A 23,323-nucleotide genomic window follows, 5' to 3' on the forward strand; every position below is an offset into this window, starting at 1 on the left:
GCAGCGTATTGCGAAGCAATGCGCGTTCCCGCTCGGTTGTGTTTGGGGCGCTGAAATTAGGTCAGCTCCTAGTAAACATATGTCGCATACGCTTTTAACATAGGTCTATTCGTTCTGGTCCGTGCTTGGTATTGGTTAAATATTTTACTATAAATTTTGGAGGAAATTATGGCAAACGATGATCTTAACACTGAGATAGTTTTGCGGGCGGGAGAACACGAAGCAAAGCTTCCTGCAATTGCACAGCCTATTTTACAAGCGCTTCATAACTCTCTTATTGGTGTAGAAGAGAGTTATAAAACAAGAATTCACTTTCCTTCTATCTGTTGCGCCGAAGATATTGAGCAACTGATAGATCTTCTTTCTCAGTGGATAAGTACTTATGGCCCACTTTCGCAGGCGGCTAAGGTCACGTGTATAGTGAATGCGCGGGATAAGATGAAGGGCAGTAAGAGGCACTCATTTAAATCTTTAGAAAGCTTCCTAAAAAGCTATCCGGGAATAACTGACCCTACTAGCACAGTGGTAGTTTCGTTTTCAGCCGTTCTAAAGCTGCCCGATCAGAAAGTATTGGATAAAGTCAATATGGAGGTCGAACTCAAAGCAACAATGCCATATGGGTATATTGCCGACGATGCAGATGACGATGATGAGCTTGATTGGGATTTAAATGCAGACATGCGTTACCCTAGCGAATACTATAATCTACATGCTACGGTTCGATACACTAATTATCTGGTAGCGAAGGGGCTCCTAGACGTAGTGGAGGGGTGGTTTCAAGGGCTCCCTGAAGCTCAGCGGCCAAAGAAGAGACCGAAATTTATCAGGGAATTGCTCCAAGACAGCTTTTTTGAGTCTTTTCCAGTCAACAAGACATTAATTAGAGTGGTCAGTATTCTTTTGCCTGCTATCGCCTTGTTCGGTTCCAATTCTATGCTGACAGGTTTTTTAGGTAATAATAGTGAGTCTGTTCCAGCCAACATATTAATTTTTATTTGCTTGTGGGCCTTATTTTATACAGGGTTTTCCCTTCTGTTTCGAGCATTAACGCAGGTCTCCGGTCTCCGCTCGCGTCACTTGCTCCTAAATGCAGGGGACAAAAGAGCTATGGAACGATACGAGACCAAAAGGGAGAAACACACCTCTAAACGCAGACTCCTTACAAATACCATTTTTTATGGATTTATTGTAAGTGTAGTAGCGTCAGTATTTGTTGGGTTTATCGGCTGGAGTTAGGTTCTGAAGCCAAAACCCCCTCGGGGTTTGGCAGCGCCCGAACCGCCCCCACGGGGCGGGCGCTTCGCTTTTCCCCGCCCCGCGGTTCGGGCGCGGCGGTCCCAATCAACCACACCCGATGTATCCCTCAGCCCAATTCCCACGACTTGCGCGTTCGGCACTTTAAACAGCCCCCGGACTGTTCAATCCCATTGCACCGCCCTAAACCACCCCCATGACATGCCCCCTCTGCGCCACAGCCAACGCCCCGCTCACCCAAACCCCGGTCCCCGGCGGCCCCGCTGACGCCACTGCCGAAATCTGCGCCCCCTGCGCCGCGCAGACCGCCAGCGACACGCCAGACCCGGCCCACTTCCGCGCCTTGGCCTCGACCATGTGGTCCGAAGACCCCGCCATTCGGGTCCTGGCCGCCCGCACCCTCGCCAAAATCCCCGAGCCCTGGGCCCGCGACCTTGCCGAGCAGCTCTACCTCGACGACGAAACCAGAGCCTGGGCCGAGAACACCCCCCGGCCCTCCGCCCACCGCGACGGCAACGGCGTGCCGCTCGCCTCGGGCGATACCGTGGTGCTGATCAAGGATCTCCCCGTCAAAGGCGCGGGCTTCACCGCCAAACGCGGCACCGCCGTGCAGCGCATCTCGCTGGTCGCCGACAACCCCGCCCAGATCGAAGGCCGGGTCGCGGGCCAGCGCATCGTGATCCTGACCGAATTTGTGAAAAAACGCTGAGGCAAATCCCGCGACGCGCATATGCACGCCCAGTGTACAGCCGGTGCACAATATGTGACATTAACCTCTGAGTAACAAATCCTCACGCACCACTTGCACTTAGCGCGCCAAGCCTTTGACACCACAGGAAGATCGGCCATGACCACCCCCTGCATCCTCTGCGTCGCCATCACCGGCTCTGTCCCCACGAAATCGGCCAATCCCGCGGTGCCGATCTCGATCTCCGAACAGGTCGAATCCACCCATGAAGCCTATGAAGCAGGCGCCAGCATCTGCCACGCCCATGTCCGCAACGAAGACGAGAGCCCATCCTCCGACCCCGAGAAATTCGCCCGGCTGATGGAGGGGGTCAAGGCGCATTGCCCTGATATGATTATACAATTTTCCACCGGCGGCCGCTCCGGCGCAGGCAAGGAACGCGGCGGCATGCTGTCTCTGCGCCCCGATATGGCGTCGCTCTCGGTCGGCTCCAACAACTTCCCCACGCGGGTCTATGAAAACCCGCCCGAACTGGTCGACTGGCTGGCGAGTGAGATGAAAGCCTTTGAAATCAAACCAGAAATCGAAGCCTTCGACCTCTCGCACATCCACAAAGCCGCCGAGATGAACCGCGACGGCCGCATCCCCGGCCAGCTTTACGTGCAATTCGTCATGGGCGTGAAAAATGCCATGCCCGTGGACCGCGAAACCTTTGATTTCTATATCAAAACCCTCAACCGCCTCGCCCCCGACGCCCAGTGGTGCGCCGCCGGGATCGGGCCAAATCAGATCGTCCTCAACGAATGGGCCATCGCCGCCGGGGGCCACACCCGCGCCGGGCTGGAAGACAACGTGCGGCTGGACCGCGACACCCTCGCGCCCTCCAATGCCGCGCTGATTGAGCGTGCCGCAAGTCTTTGTAATAAATACGAAAGACCGGTCGCCAGCCCGCAGCAGGCCCGTGAGATTCTCGGCCTGCGTCCGGCATAAGAGCGCCCGCAGGCGGGGCGCGCGTTGAAACCTGAAGCGGCCCCGCTACCTCCTGCGCATCAACACAGGAGTTCGAGATGACACATTCCCGCCGCCATTTCCTCGTCGCCAGTGCCGCCGCAGGGGCCGTCACCCTGCTGCCCTTCACCGCCCGCGCCGCCGCCCATGGGGGCGATAGATTCGAGACAGATGCCGGCCCGCTGACCGTGCATCCCATTGAACATGCTTCGTTTTTGATGGAAACCCCGGCGGGCGTGATCTATGTCGACCCGGTCGGAGACGCCGCGCAATATGGCGATTTCCCCAAACCCGATCTGATCCTCATCACCCATGAACACGGCGACCACTACAACGCCGAAACGCTCGAAGCGCTGGCCGGCGATGACACGCAAATCATCACCAACCCCGCCGTTTTCGACATGCTGCCCGACGGTCTCAAGTCCAAAGCCAGCCAGCTTGCAAATGGCGAAGATACGGAGTTCAACGGCCTGCCAATCAACGCGATCCCGGCCTATAACACCACGGAAGACCGCAAGAAATTCCACCCCGAAGGCCGCGACAATGGCTATATCCTCGGCTTTGACGGCTTCCGCGTCTATATCTCGGGCGACACCGAAGACACCCCCGAAATGCGCGAGTTGACCGACATTTCCCTGGCCTTTGTCTGCATGAATCTGCCCTTCACCATGGATTCCAACGCCGCCGCCTCCGCCGTGGCTGAATTCAAGCCGACCTATGTCTACCCCTACCACTACCGCGGCAAAGACGGTGGCACACAAGATCCTGAGGAGTTCGCCAAACGGGTCGGCACCGATGTCGAGGTCAAAATGGGTGGCTGGTACGACGAATAAGCCTATCGAAGCGGCCTATGCGCCGTGGTCCATCAGGCTGCCGTCCCCCAAGATCGACTGCTGCATGGGCACGTCCCAGGGCATGGGGAAGATCGTGTCCATGCGGCAGAAATCATGTCCGACGCCGATCACTTGGGGCAATCGGGGCAGGGCGGCCAGCGTGCGGTCATAGTAGCCGCCGCCATTGCCCAAACGGTAGCCCGCCGCGTCGATGCCCAGCAGGGGCGCGATGACAACATCGGGCGTCAGGGGCTCTGCACTCTGCGGCACCGGGATGTTCCAGACCCCCCGCGTCATCGCGCAGCCGGGCTCCCAGCGGTGAAAGGCGACCGGGGCGTCTTTCTTGACCACCACGGGGAGGGCGATCTGCGCGCCCTGTTCATGCGCCGCTGTCATCCAAGGGCGCAGGTCCAATTCGCCTCGGATCGGCCAATACAGAGCGAGGGTTTGGCCGCCGCGCGAGGGGATCAACGTCTCAAGCGCCTCGGCAACTATGTTTGACTGCTTTCTCAGCTGATCCGCCGGTAGCGCCCGCCGTGCCGCCATGAGCCGGGCCCGTTCTGCCTTGCGAAAGCGCGCCACATCTCGGTGGGTCTCCGGATCGACGGGCTGGCCGGCCGCCAGCAGATGGGCAAAACAGGGGCTGCTGTCATCTGTCATAGGGTCAGCTTGGCAAGATGGCGGGGCAGGCGCAAGCGCGATCCATTCGAGGGAAGATGAGATTTCATCCGGGGATACCAAGGGCTTGTCCCCATCTGGCGCAACATAGGGGAAGTTTTTCTTGAATGGTGAAGAAGCCCAGACTAGCGTGCCTTGCGACAAATGCGAAACAACAGTTCGCACTGTGAAACAAGTCTCTGGGAGGAGCTTACATGACAACTTTCAAAACCCTTGGCTGCGCAGCTGCCGTGGCGCTGGCCGGCGGTGCGCTGAGCGCCGAAACCGTGTTGATCCACGGTGAGGCCGGCCCCAACCGCGGCGCGCGCGCCGATGCGTTGCAGTGGTTTGCCGATCAGGTGGCCGAACGCTCGGACGGCGACATTCGATTCGACATTCAATGGGGCGGGGCGCTGTTCAAAGCCAATGCCGCCGTGCAATCCATCGCCGACGGCGTGGCAGACACAGGCTCGGTGATCGCGGTCTATTACCCGCAGGAAATGGCCGGCTACGGCATCGCGGACCTGCCGGTGAACAACCCCGACGCCTGGGTCGGCATGCGCGCCACCGATGAGCTGATGCGCAGCAGCAAGGCCATTCAGGAAGACCTCGCCGAGAAGAACCTCGTCTATATCGGCACCTGGACCACAAGCCAGGTCAACATCGGCTGCAAGGACGGCGCGATCGAATCCGTGGAGGACATCGCGGGCAAGAAGGTCCGCGGCGTGGGCGCCTACGGCAAGGTCTTTGGCGAGCAGGGCGCGAATATGGTCAATATGTCGATCTACGACGCCTACCAAGGGCTCGACACCGGTCTGATCGATTGCTCGCAGGGCTACAGCTATGCCGTGGCCGCGCTGAAACAGGCCGAGGTGATGGACAGCTACACGATCCTCGATTGGGGTCAGGTCGGCGGCTTGGGCATCTTCATGAACAAGGACATGCACGACAGCCTGACCGAAGAGCAGCAGGAAACGCTGGCCGAGGTGGGCGCCGACATGGCCGATGAGTTTGGCCGGATGATCACCACCGCCAATGAGCAGGCGATCGCTTCGATGAAAGAGCAGGGCGTTGAAGTCATCACCCTGCCCGAAGAGGACCGCGCGCAGCTGGTGAAAGCCGGTGAGAAGTTCCTCGACGAATGGGTTCAGACCGCAAGCGCCGCGGGTCTGCCGGGTGGAGAGCTGCTGGAAGAGTACAAGGGCCTGATCGCCAAATACACCGAAGAGCGTGACGCCAACGGCTACCCTTGGGAAGCCGAAAGCAACTGATCGCTGACACGGGGGGAGGGGCAGCTATGTTGGTAAATCTGGAGAAAATCCTGTTGGGTCTGGGCGCTTTGGCGGTGATTGCCTTGGGGGTGTTGATCACCTCCAATGTGATCGCCCGCGCGCTCTTTGCCAGTCAGGTGCCGGATTCGGTGACCATGGTGCGTGAGCTCATGGTCGCCGCCATCCTGCTGCCCCTCGCCGCCGCCACCGCCGCGCGCGCGCATGTCTCGGTGGCCTTCGTGACCGACCGTTTTCCCGACCGTGCGCGCTCGGTGCTGATCGTGGCGGGCTCTGTCATCGGCATGCTGGCGCTGGCGCCGCTGATCTATTCCGGCGGGCGGGAGTTCCTCGCTGTCGTTGAAAAGGGCAGCTTTTTTTATGGCGACCTGAACCTGCCGAAATGGCCGGGGCGGTTGCTGTTTCTCATTGGCATGATCGCCACCTTCCTGCGGCTGGCCGAACTGACATGGCGCGACAGCCGGACCATCCTTGCGGGCGGTGTGGTGTCGGATGAGCAGCAGCATGCTGCGGATCTGATGGTTGAAAAGGACCTGCTTTAATGGATGCTTCGACCATCGGAATGATCGCCTTTGCCGCGGTTCTGATCCTGCTGGCCCTGCGCGTGCCAATCGCCTTTACGCTGGCCGCTGTGGCGACTGTTGCCACCTTCTTTATCTTCGCCTTTCGCACCGGCACCTTCATGCCCGAACGTGCGATCCGGGCGACAACTTCGATGGTGTTTTCGAACTCCTTCGACCTCATTCACTCCTATGATCTGTCGATGATCCCGCTTTTCGTGGCGCTTGGCCACATCGCCTATCGCGCGGATATCACGACCAAGATTTACCATGCCGCCAAGGTCTGGCTGACCCGTCTGCCGGGCGGTGTGGCGATGGCCTCCGTCATGGGCTGCGGCGGGTTTTCCGCGATCACCGGCTCGTCCATCGCCTGCGCCTCGACCATGGGGAAAATCTGCACGCCCGAGATGCTCCGCATGGGCTATGACCCGCGTCTGGCCACCGCCAGCGTCGCGGCGGGCGGCACTTTGGGCTCGCTGATCCCGCCGTCGGTGCTCTTCATCATCTACGGGATTTTCACCGAGACCTCGATCTCCTCTCTGTTCCTTGCGGGCGTTCTGCCGGGGCTGCTGACGCTTCTGGGCTTCGTGCTCGTGATCGCCGTCTGGGTCTGGCGCGATCCGGCCATCGCCCCGTCGACAGCGCAGCGCTACAGCGCCGGTGAGCGCTGGCGCGCGGCGCTGGAAAGCTGGCCCGCGATCCTGCTTTTCGTGCTGATCATCGGCGGCATCTACGGCGGCATCTTCACCGCGACCGAAGCCGCGGCCGTCTGTGTCGTCTCGGCGACGCTGATCGGTTTCGTGCAGGGCAAGCTCAATTGGGCCGGCCTCTGGGCAGCGGTCAAGGAGACCTGCGTGCAGACCTCCGCGATCTTCCTCATCGCCGCCTCGGCCAAGATCTTCGTGGCCTTCGTGGCGCTGACCGGCGTGGCGGGGACCATCGTGGGCTTTGTCTCCGATGCGCAGATGTCGCTTCTGGTGCTGATGCTCTGCATCGCGTTGATCTATCTGCTTTTGGGGATGTTCCTCGATCCCATCGGCATCATGGTGCTGACCCTGCCGCTGATGATCCCGCTGGTGGAGAGCTATGACCTCAACCTGATCTGGTTCGGCGTTGTTGTCATCAAACTGTTGGAGATCGGCCTGATCACCCCGCCCGTGGGCCTCAATGTCTTTGTCATCGCCAATGTGGTGGGGCGCGAGGCGCCGATTGATAAGATCTTCGCCGGCATCACCCGCTTTCTCAGCGTCGATGTGATCGTGCTGATCCTGATCATGTCCTTCCCGATGATCTCACTCCTGATCCCGATGGCCGCGCGATGACGGACCGCAGTGACACCATGACGGACCGCAAATTCGCCAATACGTTGGCGCGGGGCCTGGGCATTCTACGCGCCTTTCGCGCCAGTGACAGCGGGCTCTCGCATGCCCAGATCGCCGAGCGGACGGGGCTGCCGAAACCCACCGTGTCGCGGTTGACCTATACGCTCTGCGAGCTGGGCTATCTGGCGCATGGCGGGCGCAACGACAAGTTCCGGCTCGGCCCTGCGGCGATTGCGCTCGGCTCGGTGGCCTCCGTTGCGGTCAGTTTCGTCGATATGGCCTCGGAGGCGATGCAGCAATTGGCGGATGAAACCCGCACGCTGGCGCTGATCGCCGTGCGTGATGGCGACCGGATGATGCTGGTGCGCACCTGGCGGCCGCGCACCGCCTCGACCATCTGGCTGGAGCCGGGGCACCGCATTCCGGTCTATGGTTCGTCCTCGGGCATGGCCACGCTGGCCAGCCTCGACGAAGACCGTTTCGAAGCGCTGTCACCCAATGACCGGCTGCGCGATTTCCGCCGTGAGGGCTATGAGCAATTGCTCGCCCAGGGTTTCGTGCTTGCCCCGCCAGACACCCGCTATGCCCGCAATGTGAACGCGGTCAGCGTGCCCTATTACGCGGGGGAATTCGGCGAGCCGGTGTCCTTTAGCTGCGGCGCGTTGCCCGCGGACTTGCCCGACAGCCGCATTCTGTCACAAGTGGGGCCAGCGCTGCGTGACGTGGTCAGCGGCATCGAACAACGCACCGGACGGGCACCGGCCCTGACCCGGCGCGGATAGATCAAGGAGTTTTAGATATGACCGACAAGATTGCCTATTCCCGCCATGACGACATCGTCGTGCTGCGCATCGAAAACCCGCCCGTCAACGCGCTGAGCCAGGCCGTGCGGCAAGGTCTCGCGGATGGCATGGACCGCGCCGAGGCCGAAGACGGCGTGCGCGCGGTGATGATCGTGGGCGCGGGCCGGGCCTTTATCGCGGGCGCCGACATCACCGAGTTCGGCAAGCCCCCGATGGAGCCCTTCCTGCCCGACCTTTGCAACCGCATCGAGGCCTCGCCGCTCTTGGTCGTGGCCTCCATGCATGGGGTGAGCCTTGGTGGCGGGCTCGAAGTCGCGCTTTCGGCGCATTACCGCATCGCCCAGCCCTCGGCCCGGGTGGGCCTGCCCGAGGTTCACCTCGGCCTCATTCCCGGCGCTGGTGGCACGCAACGTCTGCCGCGTCTGATCGGCGTGGAGCCTGCGCTCGACGCGATCACCACGGGTCGCCACATCAAGGCACCGCAGGCGCTGGAGATGGGCATTGTCGACCGTGTGGAAGAGGGCGATCCGCAGGAGGTGGGCCTCGCCTACGTCCGTGAACTCATCGACAGCGGCGCCGAACGCCGCCCGATCTGCGAAATGCCCGCGCCCGCACCCATCGACTGGGACGCCGCCTATGAGGCGACGCTGAAGAAAGGCCGCGGCCAGATATCTCCCGCCGAGGCCGTGCGTGCCGTGCAAGCGGGCGTCGAGAAACCTTTCGAGGAAGGCATGAAGGCCGAGCGCCGCATCTTCTCGGAACTGATGAACACCGACCAGCGGCAGGGCATGATCCACGCCTTCTTCTCGGAACGCGCGGTCAGCAACCTGCCGGAACTCAAGGGCGTCGAGTCGCGCGAATTGAAAGCCATCGGCGTGATCGGCGGCGGCACCATGGGCGCGGGCATCGCCACGGCAGCCCTTTTGTCGGGCTTCTCGGTCGTGTTGATTGAGATGAAGGAGGAAGCTGCCAAGGCCGCGCATGAGCGTATCTCCGGCAACCTCCAAGGCGCGCTGAAACGCGGTAAGATCGATCAGGCGAAGTTCGACCAGCTGACCGGCGAGGCGCTCACCGTCTCCACCGAATACGACAGCCTCAAGGATGTCGATCTGGTGGTCGAGGCGGTCTTCGAGGACATGGACGTCAAAAAGCAGGTCTTCGGCAAGCTCGACGCGGTCTGCAAGCCGGGCTGCGTGCTGGCCTCCAACACCTCCTATCTGGACGTGAACGAGATCGCCGCCAGCACCAAACGCCCCGAGGACGTGATCGGGCTGCACTTCTTCTCCCCCGCCCATGTGATGAAACTGCTTGAGGTCGTGGTGGCCGACAAGACCGCGAAAGACGTGGTCGCCACCGGCTTCGCGCTCGGCAAGGCGCTCGGCAAGGTCTCGGTCCGCGCCGGCGTCTGCGACGGCTTCATCGGCAACCGCATCCTCGCCACCTACCGCACCGCGGCGGACCACATGGTCCTCGACGGGGCCAGCCCCTACAAGATCGACGCAGCGCTTGAGAAGTTCGGCTTTGCTATGGGCCCCTTCGCCGTGGCCGACCTCGCCGGGCTCGACATCGGCTGGGCCACGCGCAAGCGCAAGGCGGCCACGCGCCACCCCGAGGAGCGGGTGCCGACCTATATCGACCGCCTGTGTGAACAGGGCCACTTTGGCCAGAAGACAGGCCAGGGCTACTACATCTACGAAAAGGGCAAACGCGGCGGCACGCCGAACCCCGAAATCGCCCGCCTGATTGAGGAAGAGCAGAAAGAACGCGGCATCACCCCGCGCGACTTCACCGACGCCGAAATCGTGCGCCGCTACATGTGCGCCATGGTCAACGAGGCCGCCAAGGTGCTGGAGGAGGGCATCGCCAAACGCCCGCTCGACATCGATATGACCCTGCTCTTCGGCTACGGCTTCCCGCGCTACTGGGGTGGCCCGATGAAATGGGCCGACATTCAGGGTCTGCCCAATGTGCTGGCCGCAATCGAAGGTTTCGCCGAGCAAGACCCGTGGTTCTGGAAACCCGCGCCTCTGCTGGCCGAACTGGTCAAAACCAACCGCAACTTTGATGATCTGAACAAGGAAGCTGCCAAATGAAACAGGCCGTAATTGTCTCCGCCGTCCGCACCGGGCTGGCCAAATCCTTCCGCGGGTCATTCAACATGACCCACGGTGCCACCATGGGCGGCCATGTCGTCGCCGAAGCCGTGAAACGCTCGGGCGTCGATCCGTCGGCCATCGAAGACGTGATGATCGGCTGCGGCTACCCCGAGGGGGCCACCGGCTCCAACATCGCGCGCCAGATCGCCCTGCGCGCGGGCCTGCCGGTCACCGCCTCGGGCGTCACCGTGAACCGCTTCTGCTCCTCCGGTCTGCAAACCGTCGCCATGGCCGCCAATGCGATCTGCATGGAGGGCGCAGGCCCGATGGTCGCGGGCGGGGTGGAGAGCATCTCGCTCATCCAGCCGCATGTGAAATCGGTCAAGGAGCCGTGGTTGGAAGAGCACAAGCCCGAAGTCTATATGGCGATGATCGACACCGCCGACATCGTGGCCAAACGCTATAACATCAGCCGCGAGGATCAGGACGCCTACGGTCTGCGCAGCCAGCAGCTCATTGCCAAGGCGCAGGAGGCCGGTCTCTTCGACGATGAGATCGTGCCGATGCAGACCACCATGGGCGTGCAGGACAAGGAAACCAAGGAGGTCTCCACCCGCGAGGTCACCGTGGACCGCGACGAATGCAACCGCCCCGGCACCACGATGGAAGGGCTTGCGGGCCTGACCCCCGTGCGCGGCGAGGGCGCCTTCATCACCGCGGGCAACGCCAGCCAGCTTTCCGACGGTGCCGCGGCCCTCGTGCTGATGGACAGCAAGGAAGCCGAGCAACAGGGGCTAGAGGCCATGGGCGCGTTCCGCGGCTTTGCCGTGGCGGGCTGCGAGCCCGACGAGATGGGCATCGGCCCGGTCTTCGCCGTGCCGCGCCTTTTGGAACGCCATGGGCTGACGGTTGATGACATCGACCTGTGGGAGCTGAACGAAGCCTTCGCCAGCCAAGCGCTCTACTGCCGCGACCGTCTGGGCATCGACCCCGACAAATGCAACGTGAACGGCGGCTCCATCGCCATCGGCCATCCCTTCGGCATGACCGGCGCGCGGATGACCGGCCATATCCTGCGCGAAGGCCACCGCCGCGGCGCGAAACTGGGCGTCGTGACCATGTGCATCGGCGGCGGCATGGGGGCGGCTGGCCTCTTCGAAATCTACTAAAGGGGGCCATGATGGACCTGAGCTATACAGACGAAGAGCGCGCCTTCCGCGAGGAGGTGCGCCAATTCCTCGCTGAGAAACTGCCCAAGGAACTCTCCGAAAAGGTGCGCCGTGGGCAGGAGTTGACCAAGGACGACCACGAGCGCTGGCACGCGATCCTGAACGAACAGGGCTGGCTCGCGACCAACTGGCCGAAAGAGTTCGGCGGTGCCGCGTGGAACGCCGTGCAGCGGCATATCTTCGAGGAGGAGGCCGCCGCACACCACGCGCCGCGCATCGTGCCCTTTGGCCTGTCGATGCTGGCCCCGGTGCTGCAAAAATTCGGCTCGCAAGAGCAGCAGGATTACTGGCTGCCGCGCATCCTCTCGGGCGAAGACTGGTGGTGTCAGGGCTATTCCGAGCCCGGCGCCGGGTCCGACCTCGCCTCGCTGAAAACCACCGCGGTGAAGGAGGGCGACCACTATATCGTCAACGGCCAGAAGACATGGACGACGCTGGGCCAGCACGCCAACATGATCTTCTGCCTCGTGCGGACGAACAAGGACGTGAAGCAGCAAGAGGGCATCTCCTTCCTGCTCATCGACATGGAAACCCCCGGCATCACCGTACGCCCGATCATCCTGCTGGATGGCGGCGCCGAGGTGAACGAAGTCTTCTTCGATAACGTCAAGGTGCCTGTCGAGAACCTTGTCGGCGAAGAGAACAAGGGCTGGACCTACGCCAAATACCTGCTGACCCATGAGCGCACCAACATCGCGGGCGTGGGCTTCTCCCAAGCCGGTCTTCAGGCCGTCAAACGCATCGCCCGCTCCGAGATGGCCGGGGGCCGCCCGCTGATCGAGAACCCGCATTTCGCCGCCCGCGTGGCACAGGCTGAGATCGACTTGATGGCGATGGCGACGACCAACCTGCGGATCATCTCGAAAGCCGCCGCTGGTCAGGCGCCGGGGGTGGAAAGCTCGATGCTCAAGGTCAAAGGCACGATCATCCGGCAAGAGATCAATGACCTCGCGCGCCGTGCCGCCGGGGTCTACGCGATGCCCTTCGCCTCGGAAGCGGTCGCCGGCAGCAACGACGCGCTGCCCGATCCGCATGAGGCCGGCCCCGTGGCCGCGCAGTATTTCAACAACCGCAAACTGTCGATCTTCGGCGGCTCCAACGAGATCCAGCGCCAGATCATCGCCAAGACCATGCTGGGAGGTGGCAAATGAATTTCGACCTGACCGAAGAACGCCAGATGCTGCAGGACAGCCTGCGGCGCTTCCTGCGTGACAAATACGATACCGAGACCCGCAACCGCATCCTAGAAAGCGAGACCGGCTATTCGAGTGATATCTGGGAAGGTCTGGCCGAACTGGGCGTGATCGGCGCGCTCTTCACCGAAGAGCAGGGCGGTTTCGGCGGCGCGGGGTTCGATCTTGCGGTCGTCTTCGAGGAGTTGGGCCGTGCCGGTGTGGTCGAGCCGCTTCTGGACAGCGCCGTGCTGGCCGGGGGGCTGATTGCCGACCTCGGGGCCGAGGCGCAGCAGGAGCATGTCGAGCAACTGATCGGCGGCGCGCTGCAACTGGCCTTCGCCCATGGCGAGCCGGGCAGCCGCTATGACCTTGAGCGGGTCACCACCTCTGCCACGCAAAACGGCGACCAGATCGTGCTGAATGGCCGCAAAGCCGTGGTGGCGAATGCCGAGGCCGCAGACATGCTCGTCGTCTCCGCCCGCGATAGCGGGGAGGCGGGGGACCGCGACGGTATCTCGCTCTTCCTCGTGCCCGCCGACACCAAGGGGCTGGCCGTGACCGGTTATGCGTTGTTGGCCGGTGGCCGCGCCGCCGAGGTGACGCTGGACGATGTGACCCTACCGGAAAGCGCCCGTCTGGGCGAAGCGGGCAAGGCTTTCGAGGCCATCGAGACCCGCACCGCCATGGCCACCGCCGCGCTCTGCGCCGAGACGCTGGGCGCGATGGAGACCGCTTGCGAGTTGACCCGCGAATACCTCGGCACCCGCAAGCAGTTCGGTCGCCCGATCGGCAGCTTCCAAGCGCTGGCGCACCGGATGGCGGACCTGCTCATCGACCTCGAACAGGCGCGCTCTGCCGTTATCAACGCGGCGGGCCATCTGGAGGACGACTGCGCGAGCCGTGAGCGTCACGTCTCGGCGGCCAAAAACCTGATGGGCCGGGTGGGCCGTCTGGTGGCCGAGGACACGATCCAGATGCATGGCGGCATTGCCATGACGCAGGAGTACGAGCTGGCCCATATCGCCAAACGCATCACCATGGCGGACCACCGCTTTGGCGACATCGACCATCATCTGGAGCGGTTCATTGCACTATCCGCCGCATGATGCGCCTAGCAGCGGGGTCGAAAAGCTGATCGGGTTCCGGCCCGATCTGTCCAACCCCGACGGCAGCACCCGGGTCACCCTCGACCTCGGGCCGCAGCATCTCAATGTCTCGGGCGTGCTCCACGGCGGGCTACATACGATGCTGCTCGACGTCGCCGCCGGTTTCGCCTGCGCGCGGCACTGCGCGATGAGCGGGGCTTTCGTGCCGATGCTGACGCTGTCGCTGACCACCGATTACATCAACGCGGTGCGCGAAGGCAGCGTGGTGGCCACGGGGCGGGTCACCGGCGGGGGGTACAAGATCCTCTATGCCGAGGCACAATTGCAGGACGCCACGGGCAAGCTGCTGTCGCGGGCCACGGGCGTATTCAAGAGGGCGAAGATATGAGCGCAAGGATCGAAGACCGCGGCGACCGGCTGATCGTCTGGAACGGCAACCGCCAGAAGCGCGGCGCGCTGACGCCGGAACTTTATGAGGCCATCGCAGAGGCCATGACCCGCGCCGAAGAGCCGCGCATTCGCGCCGTTATCCTCACCTCAGAGGGGCAGTTCTTCTGCGCCGGGGGTGACCTCAACGTGCTGATCGAACGCCGCAAGCTGACCGAAGCCGAACGCCGCGAGCGGGTCGATGCGCTACATGATCTGGTGCGGTCGATCCGCCGCTGCCCGGTGCCGGTGATCGCCGCCGTCGAAGGCGGTGCCGCCGGGGCGGGGCTGTCCTTGGCGCTGGCCTGTGACATGATCGTGGTCTCCGAAGAGGCGCAGTTCACCGCCGCATATGTGAAAGCCGGGCTGGTGCCGGACGCGGGGCTTACCGCTTCGCTGGCCCGATTGCTGCCGCGAGCGCTCGCGATGGAAATGTGCCTCTTGGGCCGCCCGGTAATGGCAATGCGCTTTGCCGAACTGGGGGCCGTCAACCGGATCTGCCCCAATGGCAAAGCCTTGGACGAGGCGCTGATGCTGGCCGACACGCTGGCCCAGGGCCCGCGCGCTGCGCAGGGGGTGATCCGGCACTTGGTGGCGCAGGCCTATGAGAGCGATGAGGCCACCCAGCTTGATGCCGAGCGCAACGCGATGGCCCGCGCCGCGGGCGGGGATGAGGCCGCCGAAGGGATCGCGGCCTTCTTGGAAAAACGCAAGCCCCGGTTCTAGATCGGGCCGCGCCGCCCGGGGAGAGGCGGCGCTTTTAGGCAGGAGGAGACACCCATGAATGCCAGGGTACAGGATTTTCTAGCTGAGCAATTGGCGACCCGCCCGGAAGCCCTGGCGCTGAGTGACGCCATCGGTGCCGCCTGGAGCTACGCCGATCTGGACCGCGCCCGCACCGCGCTCGCGGCAGAGTTGGAGGCGGCGGGGGTGCAGGCGGGCGACCGGGTGCTCTTGATGGTCGAGAACTGCGCCGCAGCGGTGGCCGCGCTCTATGCCTGTTGGGCGCTGGACGCCGTGGCGATCCCCGTCAACGCCCGTCAGACCGAGGCCGAAGTCACCCGCATCACTGCGCATGCCACCCCCGCCGCGGTGCTGCTGACCTGTGATGTCTCGCCCGAAGCCGCGGCCCATGCCGCGCGGCTGAACGCGCGTGAAATCTCCGGCGCCTTTGGCCGCCTGGATCTTGCCACCCCGCTGCCGAGCAGCCCGGATGCCGATCTGCACGACGTGGCGGTGCTGCTCTATACCACCGGCACCACGGGCGATCCCAAGGGCGTCATGCTGACCCATGAAAACCTGCGCTTCGGCGCGCGCGCCTCGGCGGAACTGCGGCAGATGAAGGCCGGCGATGTGGTCTATGGCGTCTTGCCGATGACCCATGTCTTTGGCCTTGTCTCGGTGCTCTTGGCCTCGGCCAGCGCCGGGGCACAGGTGCGGCAAGAGGCGCGGTTCTCGGCGGCGAAACTACATGCCGCGACCCATGACAATGTGACGATCCTGCCCGCCGTGCCGCAGATGCATGCGCTGGTCATGCAATATTCCCGCGAACGCGGCATGCCGAAGCTGGAAAGCCCCTGTCTGCGCTATGTCTCATCAGGCGGCGCGCCGCTTGATCCTGCGTGGAAACGCAAGGCCGAAGCCTTCTATGAACTGCCGCTGCAGAACGGTTTCGGCATGACAGAGACGACCTCCGGCGCCTCGGCCACGAGCAACTCGATCGGCTCGCCCGATACGTCCGTTGGACCTGTCACGCCGGGCACCGAATGCAAGATCGACGACCAAGCCCCCGGCGGCAATGGCGCGGGCGAGGGCGAGGTGCTGGTGCGTGGCCCGCATGTGATGAAGGGCTATTACCGCAACCCCAGCGAGACCGACAAAGCCATCGACGCCGAGGGCTGGCTGCACACCGGCGATCTGGGCACGCTCGATGACGACGGGCGGCTGCATATCCTCGGGCGCTCGAAAGAGTTGATCATCCACGGCGGTTTCAACGTCTATCCGCCCGAGGTCGAGGCAGCGCTGAACGATCACCCCCGCGTGGTGCAATCGGCTGTGATCGGACGGGTGAAAGGCGGCGACGAAGAGGTGCTGGCCTTTGTGCAGGTCGCCCCCGGTGATGATGTGACGGCCGAGGAGTTGCGCGGGTTCGTCAAGGAGCGGCTCACCGGCTACAAGCGCCCGTCGCAGATCATCGTGGCCACGGATCTGCCCGCAGCGCCCACGGGCAAGATCCTGAAACACCGTCTGCTGACGGCCTTTGCCGACCAATTGGCGTGACGGTTCGGGGCGCCCGCGCGCCCCGGAACCCTATCAGACGTAGGTGCCTTCGGCGGCGGCGCGGATCGCGCGGATGTTCTCACCGTAGGGCGCGGGGTTGCTGACCGACCCGCCCTTGAAGGCCGCAGAGCCGGCCACCAGCACATCGGCTCCGGCCTCGGCCACCAGCGGTGCGGTCTTGGGATCAACGCCACCGTCGATCTCGATATGCACGGGCCGGTCGCCGATCATCTCGCGCAGGGCGCGGATCTTCGCGGTCATGTCGATGAACTTCTGTCCGCCGAAACCGGGGTTCACGGTCATCACGCAAATGAGGTCGGTCATGTCGAGAATATCGGCCACGGCGCTCGCCGGCGTGCCGGGGTTCAGCGCCACGCCGGCTTTCACCCCCGCGCCGCGGATCGCTTGCAGGGTGCGGTGGATATGCGGCCCCGCCTCGACATGGGCGGTGATCACATCGGCGCCCGCCTTGGCGAAAGCCTCGATATAGGGATCGACCGGGGAGATCATCAGATGCACATCCATCACGCCCTTGATATGGGGTCGGATCGCCGCGCACATGGCGGGGCCGAAGGTGATGTTGGGCACGAAATGCCCGTCCATCACATCCACATGCACCCAATCTGCGCCCTGCGCCTCGATGGCTTCGCATTCGGCGCCGAAATTGGCGAAATCGGCGGCGAGGATGGAGGGGGCGATCTTGATCGAACGGTCGAATGTCATGGGGGCAGCCCTTTGTTGCAGAGGTTGGCCCCTCATAACGGCTGCGCGCCTTCTGCGAAAGGGCTATAGGTCGATCTCCAGCACGCCGCCGGGACGCGCGGCGCGGGACTGGCAAAGGATGATCGCGCTGTCGCGTTGCTTGGCGGAGAGGACGAAGTCGCGGTGTTCGACCTCGCCGCCGCGCAGCCCGCATTTGCAGACGCCACAGATGCCGTCGCTGCATTTCAGATCCACCGGAACGCCCGCCGCGATCAGCGCCTCGGCGGCGGTTTCCTCGGCGCTCACCTCGATTTCGCGGCCCGAGGTGAGTTTCAGCGTGAAAGGGTGGTTGACGTAGTCCGGCACCTCGGGGGTCGAGAAATATTCCAGATGCCGCGCGTCCTCGGGGATGCCGGCGGCCTCGGCGGCGGCCATGACGGATTGCATATAGGCATCCGCCCCGCAGGTATAGACATGGGTGCCGGGCGCGGTGCGGTCCATGATGCTGGGCAGGTCGGCCCGGGTGTCCTCAGATGAGATATGCAGATGCACGTGCTCGGCCCATGGGGCCCGCGCCAGTTCATCGGCAAAGGCCGCGGCGTCGCGGGTGGAGGCGGAATAATGCAGGTCGAAAGGCCGCCCGAGCCCATGCAGCCGATGGGCAAAGGCGATCATCGGCGTGATGCCGATACCGCCGCCCATGAGCAGGCTGTGCGGCGCATCCTCGACAAGTTCAAAATGGTTCACCGGCTTGCCGACGAAGATCCGCCGCCCTTTGGTGAAAACCCGGTGCAGCAGCGCCGAGCCGCCGCGCCCCTCGTCCTCGCGCAGCACCGCGATGCGGTAGCGTTTGCGGTCCTCGGGGTCGCCCAGCAGCGAATAGGGACGTAGGAATTCGGGAGCCACCACAAGGTCGAGATGCGCGCCCGCGGTCCATGCGGGCAGATCGTGGCCTTCGGGGTGCGCGATGTCGTAAAGGCTGGTGGTGGCATTCAGGCGGGTGACTTCCGTAATCCGCAGGTCGAGCACCGGCGTGTCGCTGCCGACTTCATAGAGATGCAGGTGATCGGTCTCGCCCGCCGCCGTTTTGCGGCGGTGTTCATCGGCGCTCAGCAGCGCGGCATGGGCGGCGATCCCGGCCTCGCGGTTCATCGGGTCGGGATAGGGCCAGGGGTGCGGGGCCAGCGGGGCGGGGTAGACGGCGAGGGTCTGGTCTTCGAATTTGAGGTCGAGATCGGGCTGCAGGTCGCGCGCGTTGACCGGCTGGGCGGGGGTGTCGAACTGGCCCGAGGGTTTGCGCTCGATGTCCCACCACCATTTCTTTACCGGGTTCAGACGGCCCTTGCCGACCTTGTCGTCGAGCTTGGCCAGCAGCGGCGCCGCGGCGGGGATGTTGGAGGCGGCCCAGCGGAAGGGGGCCTCGGCGAAGAGCCCTTCGAGGTTCCACGGGCAGGTCTTCATGCAGCGCCCGCACATCGCGCCGCCTTGGTTGGTGATCCGGTAGGTGGCGCATTTCTGGCTGTCGGATTTCCAGATTTCATAGCCGTTGAACATCTTCTTCGGCCCGGCGGTGATCGCCCCCGAAGGGCATTCGCGGGCGCATTTGTTGCAGGCTTCGCAGAACTTCTGCAGGCCGAAGTCGATGGGTTTGTCGTGGGCGACGGGCAGGGTGGTGGTGACTACCCCGGATTTTAGACGCGGGCCGAGGAAGGGGTTCAGGATCACCTCACCGATGCGGCTGACCTCCCCCAAGCCCGCCAACAACAGAAGCGGCGGTTGCAGCACGTCGCCGTCCATCACCGTATGCGCTTTGGCCGAATGCCCGAGGTTGCGCAGATGCTGCGCCAGCACGCCGCCCAGCATCGAGAAGCGCAGGTAGGCGCGCATGGATTGCGAGACGGCGATCCAATCATCGCCCGAAGACCCCTCCATCGTGTCAAAGCCTTGGTCGATGATCAGGCTCAGCGCTTCTGCGTGCGGCGGTGTGATCGGGGTGCCGGTGGCGTCGTGACTGTACCATGTCCAGTCCGGGCAGGCCGAGAGGCCGGCGGCATCGGCGCCGAGGAAGTAGCTCGCCGCCTTGAGGTTCGCGGCATTGCGCGCGGCGTCCTCGGCCTCGGGCGCGGCCTCGTTCACCGGCCCGTCCTGCAGCAGGATCAGCGCGCCCAGCAGGCGGCGCTGCGCGGCGGAGGGGGCGGATTTCACCACATGATGCCCGCCCTTCATGGCGTTTTGGACCTTTGGCCCCATGTCGCCGAACTGCCCGCGTGCGAAAAGATCGCCGCGTTTTGGCACGCGCGGCACATTGGCGGCGTCGATATAGGTGGTGGGCTCCTCGACCCGTTTCAACGTCTCGAAAGGATGCGGCCCCATGGCATAGTCGCGCCGGGCGTAAGGGTCGGCATCCCGCGCGCTGACCCCGCCGTGCGTGCCAAGTTGCCAATGCGGGCCTTTCAGCACCGACCACGGCTGTTCGGCCAGGGGACGAAGCGGCATGTCGGGGGCGAGGGCCATGTCGGTCGTCACCACGGCCAAGCCGAAACGCGCACCGATCCATGGCGCTTGCAGGGTGCCGTCTTCCAGCACCGCCAGCCCTGCGGCCACGGCCAATTGGCCGAGGTTTACGTCAGAGGTGGTGGCCGAATGCACCTTGGCCGCAAAACCCAACTGACGGATGTATTCGGCAAGCACGGTGGCGTTCTCGGTCCCGCGCAGGCAGGCGCGTTCGGCTTGGGCGTCCATGATCCAATCGCTGCCCGGCTCGCCGTCGCGCGGGTCACGGGGGTAGGCGGTGAGGATCACCAGCGCATGGCTGTGGCTGTCGATCGAGGTCTCCGGTGCGTCCACCGTATCGCGCAGATTGGCCATGATGACATCGACCCCGGCGGCCAGCGTCTTGGTCTGGCGACTGCGCAGGCTCTCCGCGAGTTGCGCGGTGCCGGCGCTGCGGCGCGGGCTGGGCAGCAACAGCTCTGGCGGCAGGGGGCAGATGCCCATCATCGAGGCGTCATTGTAATAGCCGAAGGATTTGAGGTGGTTGGCCCGCTCCACCGGGCTCTCGGGGATCACCGCGCCCGCGCTGTTGACCGGCCCGTCGCGCAGCACGTCCATCATCGCCTGAAAGGGGGCCATCGCGTTGCAGAGGCTCTGCGGCGTCTCGGGTCGCTCGAAACGCGGTTCCGGCATGGGGGTATCCGGGAGCCTGTCGTGGGGTGCCGGCATCCGGCGCAGCCGTTCCAGCGGGAAGGGGCCAAGGTGCAGGGGGCGGGTTTTCGATGAAAAGAGCTTCATGGCAAATCGATGCCACGCCACGCCGCGAAACGCCAGTGCGGCTTGCGCCTATTGCCGGTGCTCTCGCTTGACTTTGCGGGCTGCGCCCGACCATGCTGCGCAAAAATGAGGAGTGAGACTATGACCCTGTTTACCCGCCGTCAGGCCATTGCCACCATGGGGGCCGCAACGGCTGTGGGCCTTGCCGCCCCGGCGCTGGCGCAGAACCGCAAGATCACCGTGGGCGCGCTGCGCTTCACCAGCCACGCGGGCAGCTTTGTCGCTTTCGAGCGAGATTATTTCAAAGAGGCCGGGCTGGACGTGGAACTGCGGTTTTTCGAGGCCGCGCAGCCCATGGCGGTGGCGATTGCCAGCGGCGATGTGGATTACGCCGTGGCCGCGATCTCGGGCGGGTTGGTGTCATTGGCGCAAAAGGGCGCGGTCAAGGTCATCGGCGGCGGTCTGCAGGAAGAGCAGGGCATCGACGGGCAGAAGTTCCTGGTCTCCGACGCGGCCTATCAGGCGGGCATTACCGAGCCGGGCATGCTGGATGGCAAAAGCTATGGCATGACCCAGGCGGGGTCGTCCTTTCACTACATGGGCTCCAAAATGGCCGAGGCGGAGGGTATCTCGCTCAAGTTCAAGCCGCTGCAAAAGGTGGGCGCGGTGATCGGGGCGCTGAAGTCGGGGCAGATCGACGCGTGGTCCATCGTGCCGCATATCGCCAAGCCGCTGGCCGGATCGGGTGCCGTGCATATCATCGGCGACGTGGCGACCTATCTGCCGGATTATCAGGTCACCACGATCTGCACCTCGGCCAGCAATGCCGAAGGCGAGCGTGAGATGACCGAGAACTTCCTCGCCGGCTATTCCAAAGGTGTGGCCGATTACAACGCCGCGATGATCGCCAAGGACGGCGGCGAAGAGGGTGTGAATGAGATGGTCGATCTGATCCACAAACATGTCTATACCGACCGCCCGCGCGAGAAAGCGGCGCCTTCGATCATCAATGGCACCATGCGGCTGAACGAAGCGGCCAAGCTGAATGTGGCCTCGGTGCGCGATCAGTTGGAGTGGTTCCAGTCCGAAGGGTTGGTCGACAGTGACATCACCCTGGAGACGCTGGTCGATACCTCCTATGTCGAGACCATGGGCAGCTAGGCGGCCTGCAACCCAAACGAAGGCGCATCGCGAAAGCGGTGCGCCTTTTTGCTGCGCGGATGGCGGGCAGGGGATGTTCTGGAAGGCGGTACTGGCGATTTATGGCAACCCAAAGGGGCTGAGCGGCGTTGTCCTGTCACTGACCGATAAATTGGCCCGGGCGCCGCATCCATGACTGGACACCCTTTATGAACGATGGCGCCTTTTTTGGGCTCGACAGCTACCATATCGCGCTTGGCGCAGTTGGGGCAAGTGTGATCCTTGCCAATTGGCTGCCGCGTTTCGTCAGCCGCCGCGAACCTGCCGCCTCCGGCCTGTTGATCCTCTTTGGCATGGCCGTCTTCGCCTTTTTGCCCGGCATGCCGCAGGTCCCCGACCCGCGAACCCATCCGCATATCTGGGAAGTCGTGGCCGAACTTTGCGTTATCATCTCCCTCTTCGCCACCGGATTGCGGATCGACAGCCTGTCGAGCCTTGGCCGCTGGGGGCCGACGATCCGGCTCTTGGGGCTAACCATGCCGATCACCATTCTGGCGGTCGCGGTCTTGGGCTATGGTTTGGCCGGGATGACCATCGGCGGCGCGATCCTTCTGGGCGCGGTCATGGCCCCGACCGATCCGGTCTTGGCCGGCGATGTGCAGGTCGGCCCGCCGCAGGAAGGCGGAGAGCATCCGGTGCGCTTTGCCCTGACGACCGAGGCGGCGTTGAACGATGGCCTGGCCTTTCCCTTTGTTTACCTCGGGTTGCTGGTCGCTGCCGAAGGGTTGGCGCCGGGGGCTTGGGGCGTCGAATGGCTGGCCCGAGACGTGTTCTGGCGGATCGGGGTCGGCACGCTGATGGGGGCCGCCGGGGGCTGGGCCTTGGGGCAAGTTCTCTTCACCGTCCCGCGCAACGCGGCCTTGGCCGAAACCTCTTCGGGGGTTGTCGCCCTCGCCGGGGTGCTGCTCTGCTATGGCACCACGGAGCTGGTCGAAGGATATGGTTTCATCGCCGTGGCCGTGGCCGGGCTGGTGATCCGCCGGGTGGAGGGCGACCATGCATTCCACCGCCGCCTGCATGACTTTGCCTGCGCCGTGGAACATGCGCTGACCGCCTTGCTGCTGGTCGCCCTCGGGGCGGTGTTGCCGATGCTGCTCGGCGCGCTGACATGGTCAGGGGCGGCCATCGTTGTGGCCTTGCTCTTCGTCGTGCGTCCGCTTGGCGGCTGGCTGTCCCTGAGCCGCACCCCGCTCAGCGCGCGCGACCGTTGGGTGGTGGCGCTTTACGGTATTCGGGGCATCGGATCGATCTATTATCTCGCCTATGCCGCCGCCAAGATGGAATTCTGGAATGAGGAGAAGATCTGGGCCATCGTGGGCTTTGCCATCCTCGTCTCTGCCCTGATCCATGGGTTTACCGCCGGGATCGCGGTGGAAGGGCTCGGCAGTCCGGAGGAGGAGGAACGCGGCTAGCCCGCGCACAATC

At 63.7% G+C, this 23,323-nt stretch carries 20 protein-coding genes; 17 read left to right on the plus strand and 3 right to left on the minus strand.

Annotated elements, in window-relative coordinates; translation table 11 throughout:
• Positions 1-168: 168 nt before the first annotated feature.
• From AB4M76_RS04495 to AB4M76_RS04510, 4 genes are all read left to right on the plus strand, one after another.
• On the plus strand, positions 169-1,236 hold the full coding sequence (locus AB4M76_RS04495) for a hypothetical protein (RefSeq protein ID WP_368440611.1): 1,068 nt from the start codon (positions 169-171) through the stop codon (positions 1,234-1,236).
• A 214-nt stretch (positions 1,237-1,450) separates the two neighbouring features.
• The gene (locus AB4M76_RS04500; RefSeq protein WP_368440612.1) at positions 1,451-1,963 is read left to right on the plus strand and encodes a PhnA domain-containing protein; all 513 of its coding nucleotides are present in this window, start codon (positions 1,451-1,453) and stop codon (positions 1,961-1,963) included.
• A 138-nt stretch (positions 1,964-2,101) separates the two neighbouring features.
• Positions 2,102-2,932 carry a 3-keto-5-aminohexanoate cleavage protein gene (locus AB4M76_RS04505; RefSeq protein ID WP_368440613.1) on the plus strand — a complete coding sequence of 277 codons (831 nt, stop codon included), beginning with the start codon at positions 2,102-2,104 and terminating at the stop codon, positions 2,930-2,932.
• A 77-nt stretch (positions 2,933-3,009) separates the two neighbouring features.
• Entirely contained in the window at positions 3,010-3,783 is a 774-nt protein-coding gene (locus AB4M76_RS04510; protein WP_368440614.1) for an MBL fold metallo-hydrolase, read from the plus strand.
• Positions 3,784-3,798: 15 nt separating this feature from the next.
• Here the strand turns inward: AB4M76_RS04510 and AB4M76_RS04515 are convergent, their stop codons facing one another.
• The gene (locus tag AB4M76_RS04515) at positions 3,799-4,443 is read right to left on the minus strand and encodes a 5-formyltetrahydrofolate cyclo-ligase (RefSeq protein WP_368440615.1); all 645 of its coding nucleotides are present in this window, start codon (positions 4,441-4,443) and stop codon (positions 3,799-3,801) included.
• A 212-nt stretch (positions 4,444-4,655) separates the two neighbouring features.
• On the opposite strand from AB4M76_RS04515, the gene AB4M76_RS04520 reads away from it, so the two are divergent.
• The 11 genes from AB4M76_RS04520 to AB4M76_RS04570 are packed head-to-tail and all read left to right on the plus strand — an operon-like array spanning position 4,656 to position 16,726.
• Entirely contained in the window at positions 4,656-5,711 is a 1,056-nt protein-coding gene (locus tag AB4M76_RS04520; protein ID WP_368440616.1) for a C4-dicarboxylate TRAP transporter substrate-binding protein, read from the plus strand.
• Between the two features lie 26 nt (positions 5,712-5,737).
• Positions 5,738-6,271, plus strand: coding sequence for a TRAP transporter small permease (locus tag AB4M76_RS04525; protein WP_368440617.1), 534 nt, complete (start codon positions 5,738-5,740; stop codon positions 6,269-6,271).
• Complete coding sequence (locus AB4M76_RS04530; RefSeq protein ID WP_368440618.1) at positions 6,271-7,611, plus strand: TRAP transporter large permease; 1,341 nt, start codon at positions 6,271-6,273, stop codon at positions 7,609-7,611. The genes AB4M76_RS04525 and AB4M76_RS04530 overlap by 1 nt, the downstream gene beginning before the upstream one ends.
• On the plus strand, positions 7,608-8,393 hold the full coding sequence (locus tag AB4M76_RS04535; RefSeq protein ID WP_368440619.1) for an IclR family transcriptional regulator: 786 nt from the start codon (positions 7,608-7,610) through the stop codon (positions 8,391-8,393). The genes AB4M76_RS04530 and AB4M76_RS04535 overlap by 4 nt, the downstream gene beginning before the upstream one ends.
• 17 nt (positions 8,394-8,410) lie before the next feature.
• On the plus strand, positions 8,411-10,507 hold the full coding sequence (locus AB4M76_RS04540; protein ID WP_368440620.1) for a 3-hydroxyacyl-CoA dehydrogenase NAD-binding domain-containing protein: 2,097 nt from the start codon (positions 8,411-8,413) through the stop codon (positions 10,505-10,507).
• On the plus strand, positions 10,504-11,679 hold the full coding sequence (locus AB4M76_RS04545) for an acetyl-CoA C-acyltransferase (protein WP_368440621.1): 1,176 nt from the start codon (positions 10,504-10,506) through the stop codon (positions 11,677-11,679). The genes AB4M76_RS04540 and AB4M76_RS04545 overlap by 4 nt, the downstream gene beginning before the upstream one ends.
• An 11-nt stretch (positions 11,680-11,690) precedes the next feature.
• Positions 11,691-12,890 carry an acyl-CoA dehydrogenase family protein gene (locus AB4M76_RS04550; RefSeq protein ID WP_368440622.1) on the plus strand — a complete coding sequence of 400 codons (1,200 nt, stop codon included), beginning with the start codon at positions 11,691-11,693 and terminating at the stop codon, positions 12,888-12,890.
• Positions 12,887-14,020, plus strand: coding sequence for an acyl-CoA dehydrogenase family protein (locus AB4M76_RS04555; protein ID WP_368440623.1), 1,134 nt, complete (start codon positions 12,887-12,889; stop codon positions 14,018-14,020). Before AB4M76_RS04550 ends, AB4M76_RS04555 begins: the two co-directional genes overlap by 4 nt.
• Positions 14,001-14,408, plus strand: coding sequence for a PaaI family thioesterase (locus AB4M76_RS04560; RefSeq protein WP_368440624.1), 408 nt, complete (start codon positions 14,001-14,003; stop codon positions 14,406-14,408). Before AB4M76_RS04555 ends, AB4M76_RS04560 begins: the two co-directional genes overlap by 20 nt.
• On the plus strand, positions 14,405-15,172 hold the full coding sequence (locus AB4M76_RS04565; protein ID WP_368440625.1) for an oxepin-CoA hydrolase, alternative type: 768 nt from the start codon (positions 14,405-14,407) through the stop codon (positions 15,170-15,172). The genes AB4M76_RS04560 and AB4M76_RS04565 overlap by 4 nt, the downstream gene beginning before the upstream one ends.
• 54 nt (positions 15,173-15,226) lie before the next feature.
• Positions 15,227-16,726, plus strand: a complete 1,500-nt coding sequence (locus tag AB4M76_RS04570) for a class I adenylate-forming enzyme family protein (protein ID WP_368440626.1) — start codon at positions 15,227-15,229, stop codon at positions 16,724-16,726.
• A gap of 33 nt (positions 16,727-16,759) precedes the next feature.
• Here the strand turns inward: AB4M76_RS04570 and rpe are convergent, their stop codons facing one another.
• Both rpe and AB4M76_RS04580 read right to left on the minus strand, forming a co-directional pair.
• The gene (rpe, locus tag AB4M76_RS04575; protein WP_368440627.1) at positions 16,760-17,449 is read right to left on the minus strand and encodes a ribulose-phosphate 3-epimerase; all 690 of its coding nucleotides are present in this window, start codon (positions 17,447-17,449) and stop codon (positions 16,760-16,762) included.
• Positions 17,450-17,512: 63 nt separating this feature from the next.
• Positions 17,513-20,719, minus strand: coding sequence for a 4Fe-4S double cluster binding domain-containing protein (locus tag AB4M76_RS04580; protein WP_368440628.1), 3,207 nt, complete (start codon positions 20,717-20,719; stop codon positions 17,513-17,515).
• Between the two features lie 120 nt (positions 20,720-20,839).
• Here AB4M76_RS04580 and AB4M76_RS04585 point away from each other — a divergent pair, with 120 nt between their 5' ends.
• Together AB4M76_RS04585 and AB4M76_RS04590 are read left to right on the plus strand one after the other, a co-directional pair.
• Positions 20,840-21,859 carry an ABC transporter substrate-binding protein gene (locus AB4M76_RS04585; protein WP_368440629.1) on the plus strand — a complete coding sequence of 340 codons (1,020 nt, stop codon included), beginning with the start codon at positions 20,840-20,842 and terminating at the stop codon, positions 21,857-21,859.
• 188 nt (positions 21,860-22,047) lie between these two features.
• A complete protein-coding gene (locus AB4M76_RS04590; protein ID WP_368440630.1) occupies positions 22,048-23,310 on the plus strand; it encodes a cation:proton antiporter in 1,263 nt (420 codons plus the stop codon).
• Positions 23,311-23,323: the final 13 nt, after the last annotated feature.

The organism is Sulfitobacter sp. PS-8MA (genome assembly GCF_040933935.1).
GTDB lineage: Bacteria > Pseudomonadota > Alphaproteobacteria > Rhodobacterales > Rhodobacteraceae > Sulfitobacter.

What these genes read in the sequence shown, in the direction of transcription:
- AB4M76_RS04495 (WP_368440611.1), top strand. Translation starts at nt 169, where the DNA reads ATGGCAAACGATGATCTTAACACTGAGATAGTTTTGCGGGCGGGAGAA.
- AB4M76_RS04500 (WP_368440612.1), top strand. Translation starts at nt 1,451, where the DNA reads ATGACATGCCCCCTCTGCGCCACAGCCAACGCCCCGCTCACCCAAACC.
- AB4M76_RS04505 (WP_368440613.1), top strand. Translation starts at nt 2,102, where the DNA reads ATGACCACCCCCTGCATCCTCTGCGTCGCCATCACCGGCTCTGTCCCC.
- AB4M76_RS04510 (WP_368440614.1), top strand. Translation starts at nt 3,010, where the DNA reads ATGACACATTCCCGCCGCCATTTCCTCGTCGCCAGTGCCGCCGCAGGG.
- AB4M76_RS04515 (WP_368440615.1), bottom strand. Translation starts at nt 4,443, where the DNA reads ATGACAGATGACAGCAGCCCCTGTTTTGCCCATCTGCTGGCGGCCGGC.
- AB4M76_RS04520 (WP_368440616.1), top strand. Translation starts at nt 4,656, where the DNA reads ATGACAACTTTCAAAACCCTTGGCTGCGCAGCTGCCGTGGCGCTGGCC.
- AB4M76_RS04525 (WP_368440617.1), top strand. Translation starts at nt 5,738, where the DNA reads ATGTTGGTAAATCTGGAGAAAATCCTGTTGGGTCTGGGCGCTTTGGCG.
- AB4M76_RS04530 (WP_368440618.1), top strand. Translation starts at nt 6,271, where the DNA reads ATGGATGCTTCGACCATCGGAATGATCGCCTTTGCCGCGGTTCTGATC.
- AB4M76_RS04535 (WP_368440619.1), top strand. Translation starts at nt 7,608, where the DNA reads ATGACGGACCGCAGTGACACCATGACGGACCGCAAATTCGCCAATACG.
- AB4M76_RS04540 (WP_368440620.1), top strand. Translation starts at nt 8,411, where the DNA reads ATGACCGACAAGATTGCCTATTCCCGCCATGACGACATCGTCGTGCTG.
- AB4M76_RS04545 (WP_368440621.1), top strand. Translation starts at nt 10,504, where the DNA reads ATGAAACAGGCCGTAATTGTCTCCGCCGTCCGCACCGGGCTGGCCAAA.
- AB4M76_RS04550 (WP_368440622.1), top strand. Translation starts at nt 11,691, where the DNA reads ATGGACCTGAGCTATACAGACGAAGAGCGCGCCTTCCGCGAGGAGGTG.
- AB4M76_RS04555 (WP_368440623.1), top strand. Translation starts at nt 12,887, where the DNA reads ATGAATTTCGACCTGACCGAAGAACGCCAGATGCTGCAGGACAGCCTG.
- AB4M76_RS04565 (WP_368440625.1), top strand. Translation starts at nt 14,405, where the DNA reads ATGAGCGCAAGGATCGAAGACCGCGGCGACCGGCTGATCGTCTGGAAC.
- AB4M76_RS04570 (WP_368440626.1), top strand. Translation starts at nt 15,227, where the DNA reads ATGAATGCCAGGGTACAGGATTTTCTAGCTGAGCAATTGGCGACCCGC.
- rpe (WP_368440627.1), bottom strand. Translation starts at nt 17,449, where the DNA reads ATGACATTCGACCGTTCGATCAAGATCGCCCCCTCCATCCTCGCCGCC.
- AB4M76_RS04580 (WP_368440628.1), bottom strand. Translation starts at nt 20,719, where the DNA reads ATGAAGCTCTTTTCATCGAAAACCCGCCCCCTGCACCTTGGCCCCTTC.
- AB4M76_RS04585 (WP_368440629.1), top strand. Translation starts at nt 20,840, where the DNA reads ATGACCCTGTTTACCCGCCGTCAGGCCATTGCCACCATGGGGGCCGCA.
- AB4M76_RS04590 (WP_368440630.1), top strand. Translation starts at nt 22,048, where the DNA reads ATGAACGATGGCGCCTTTTTTGGGCTCGACAGCTACCATATCGCGCTT.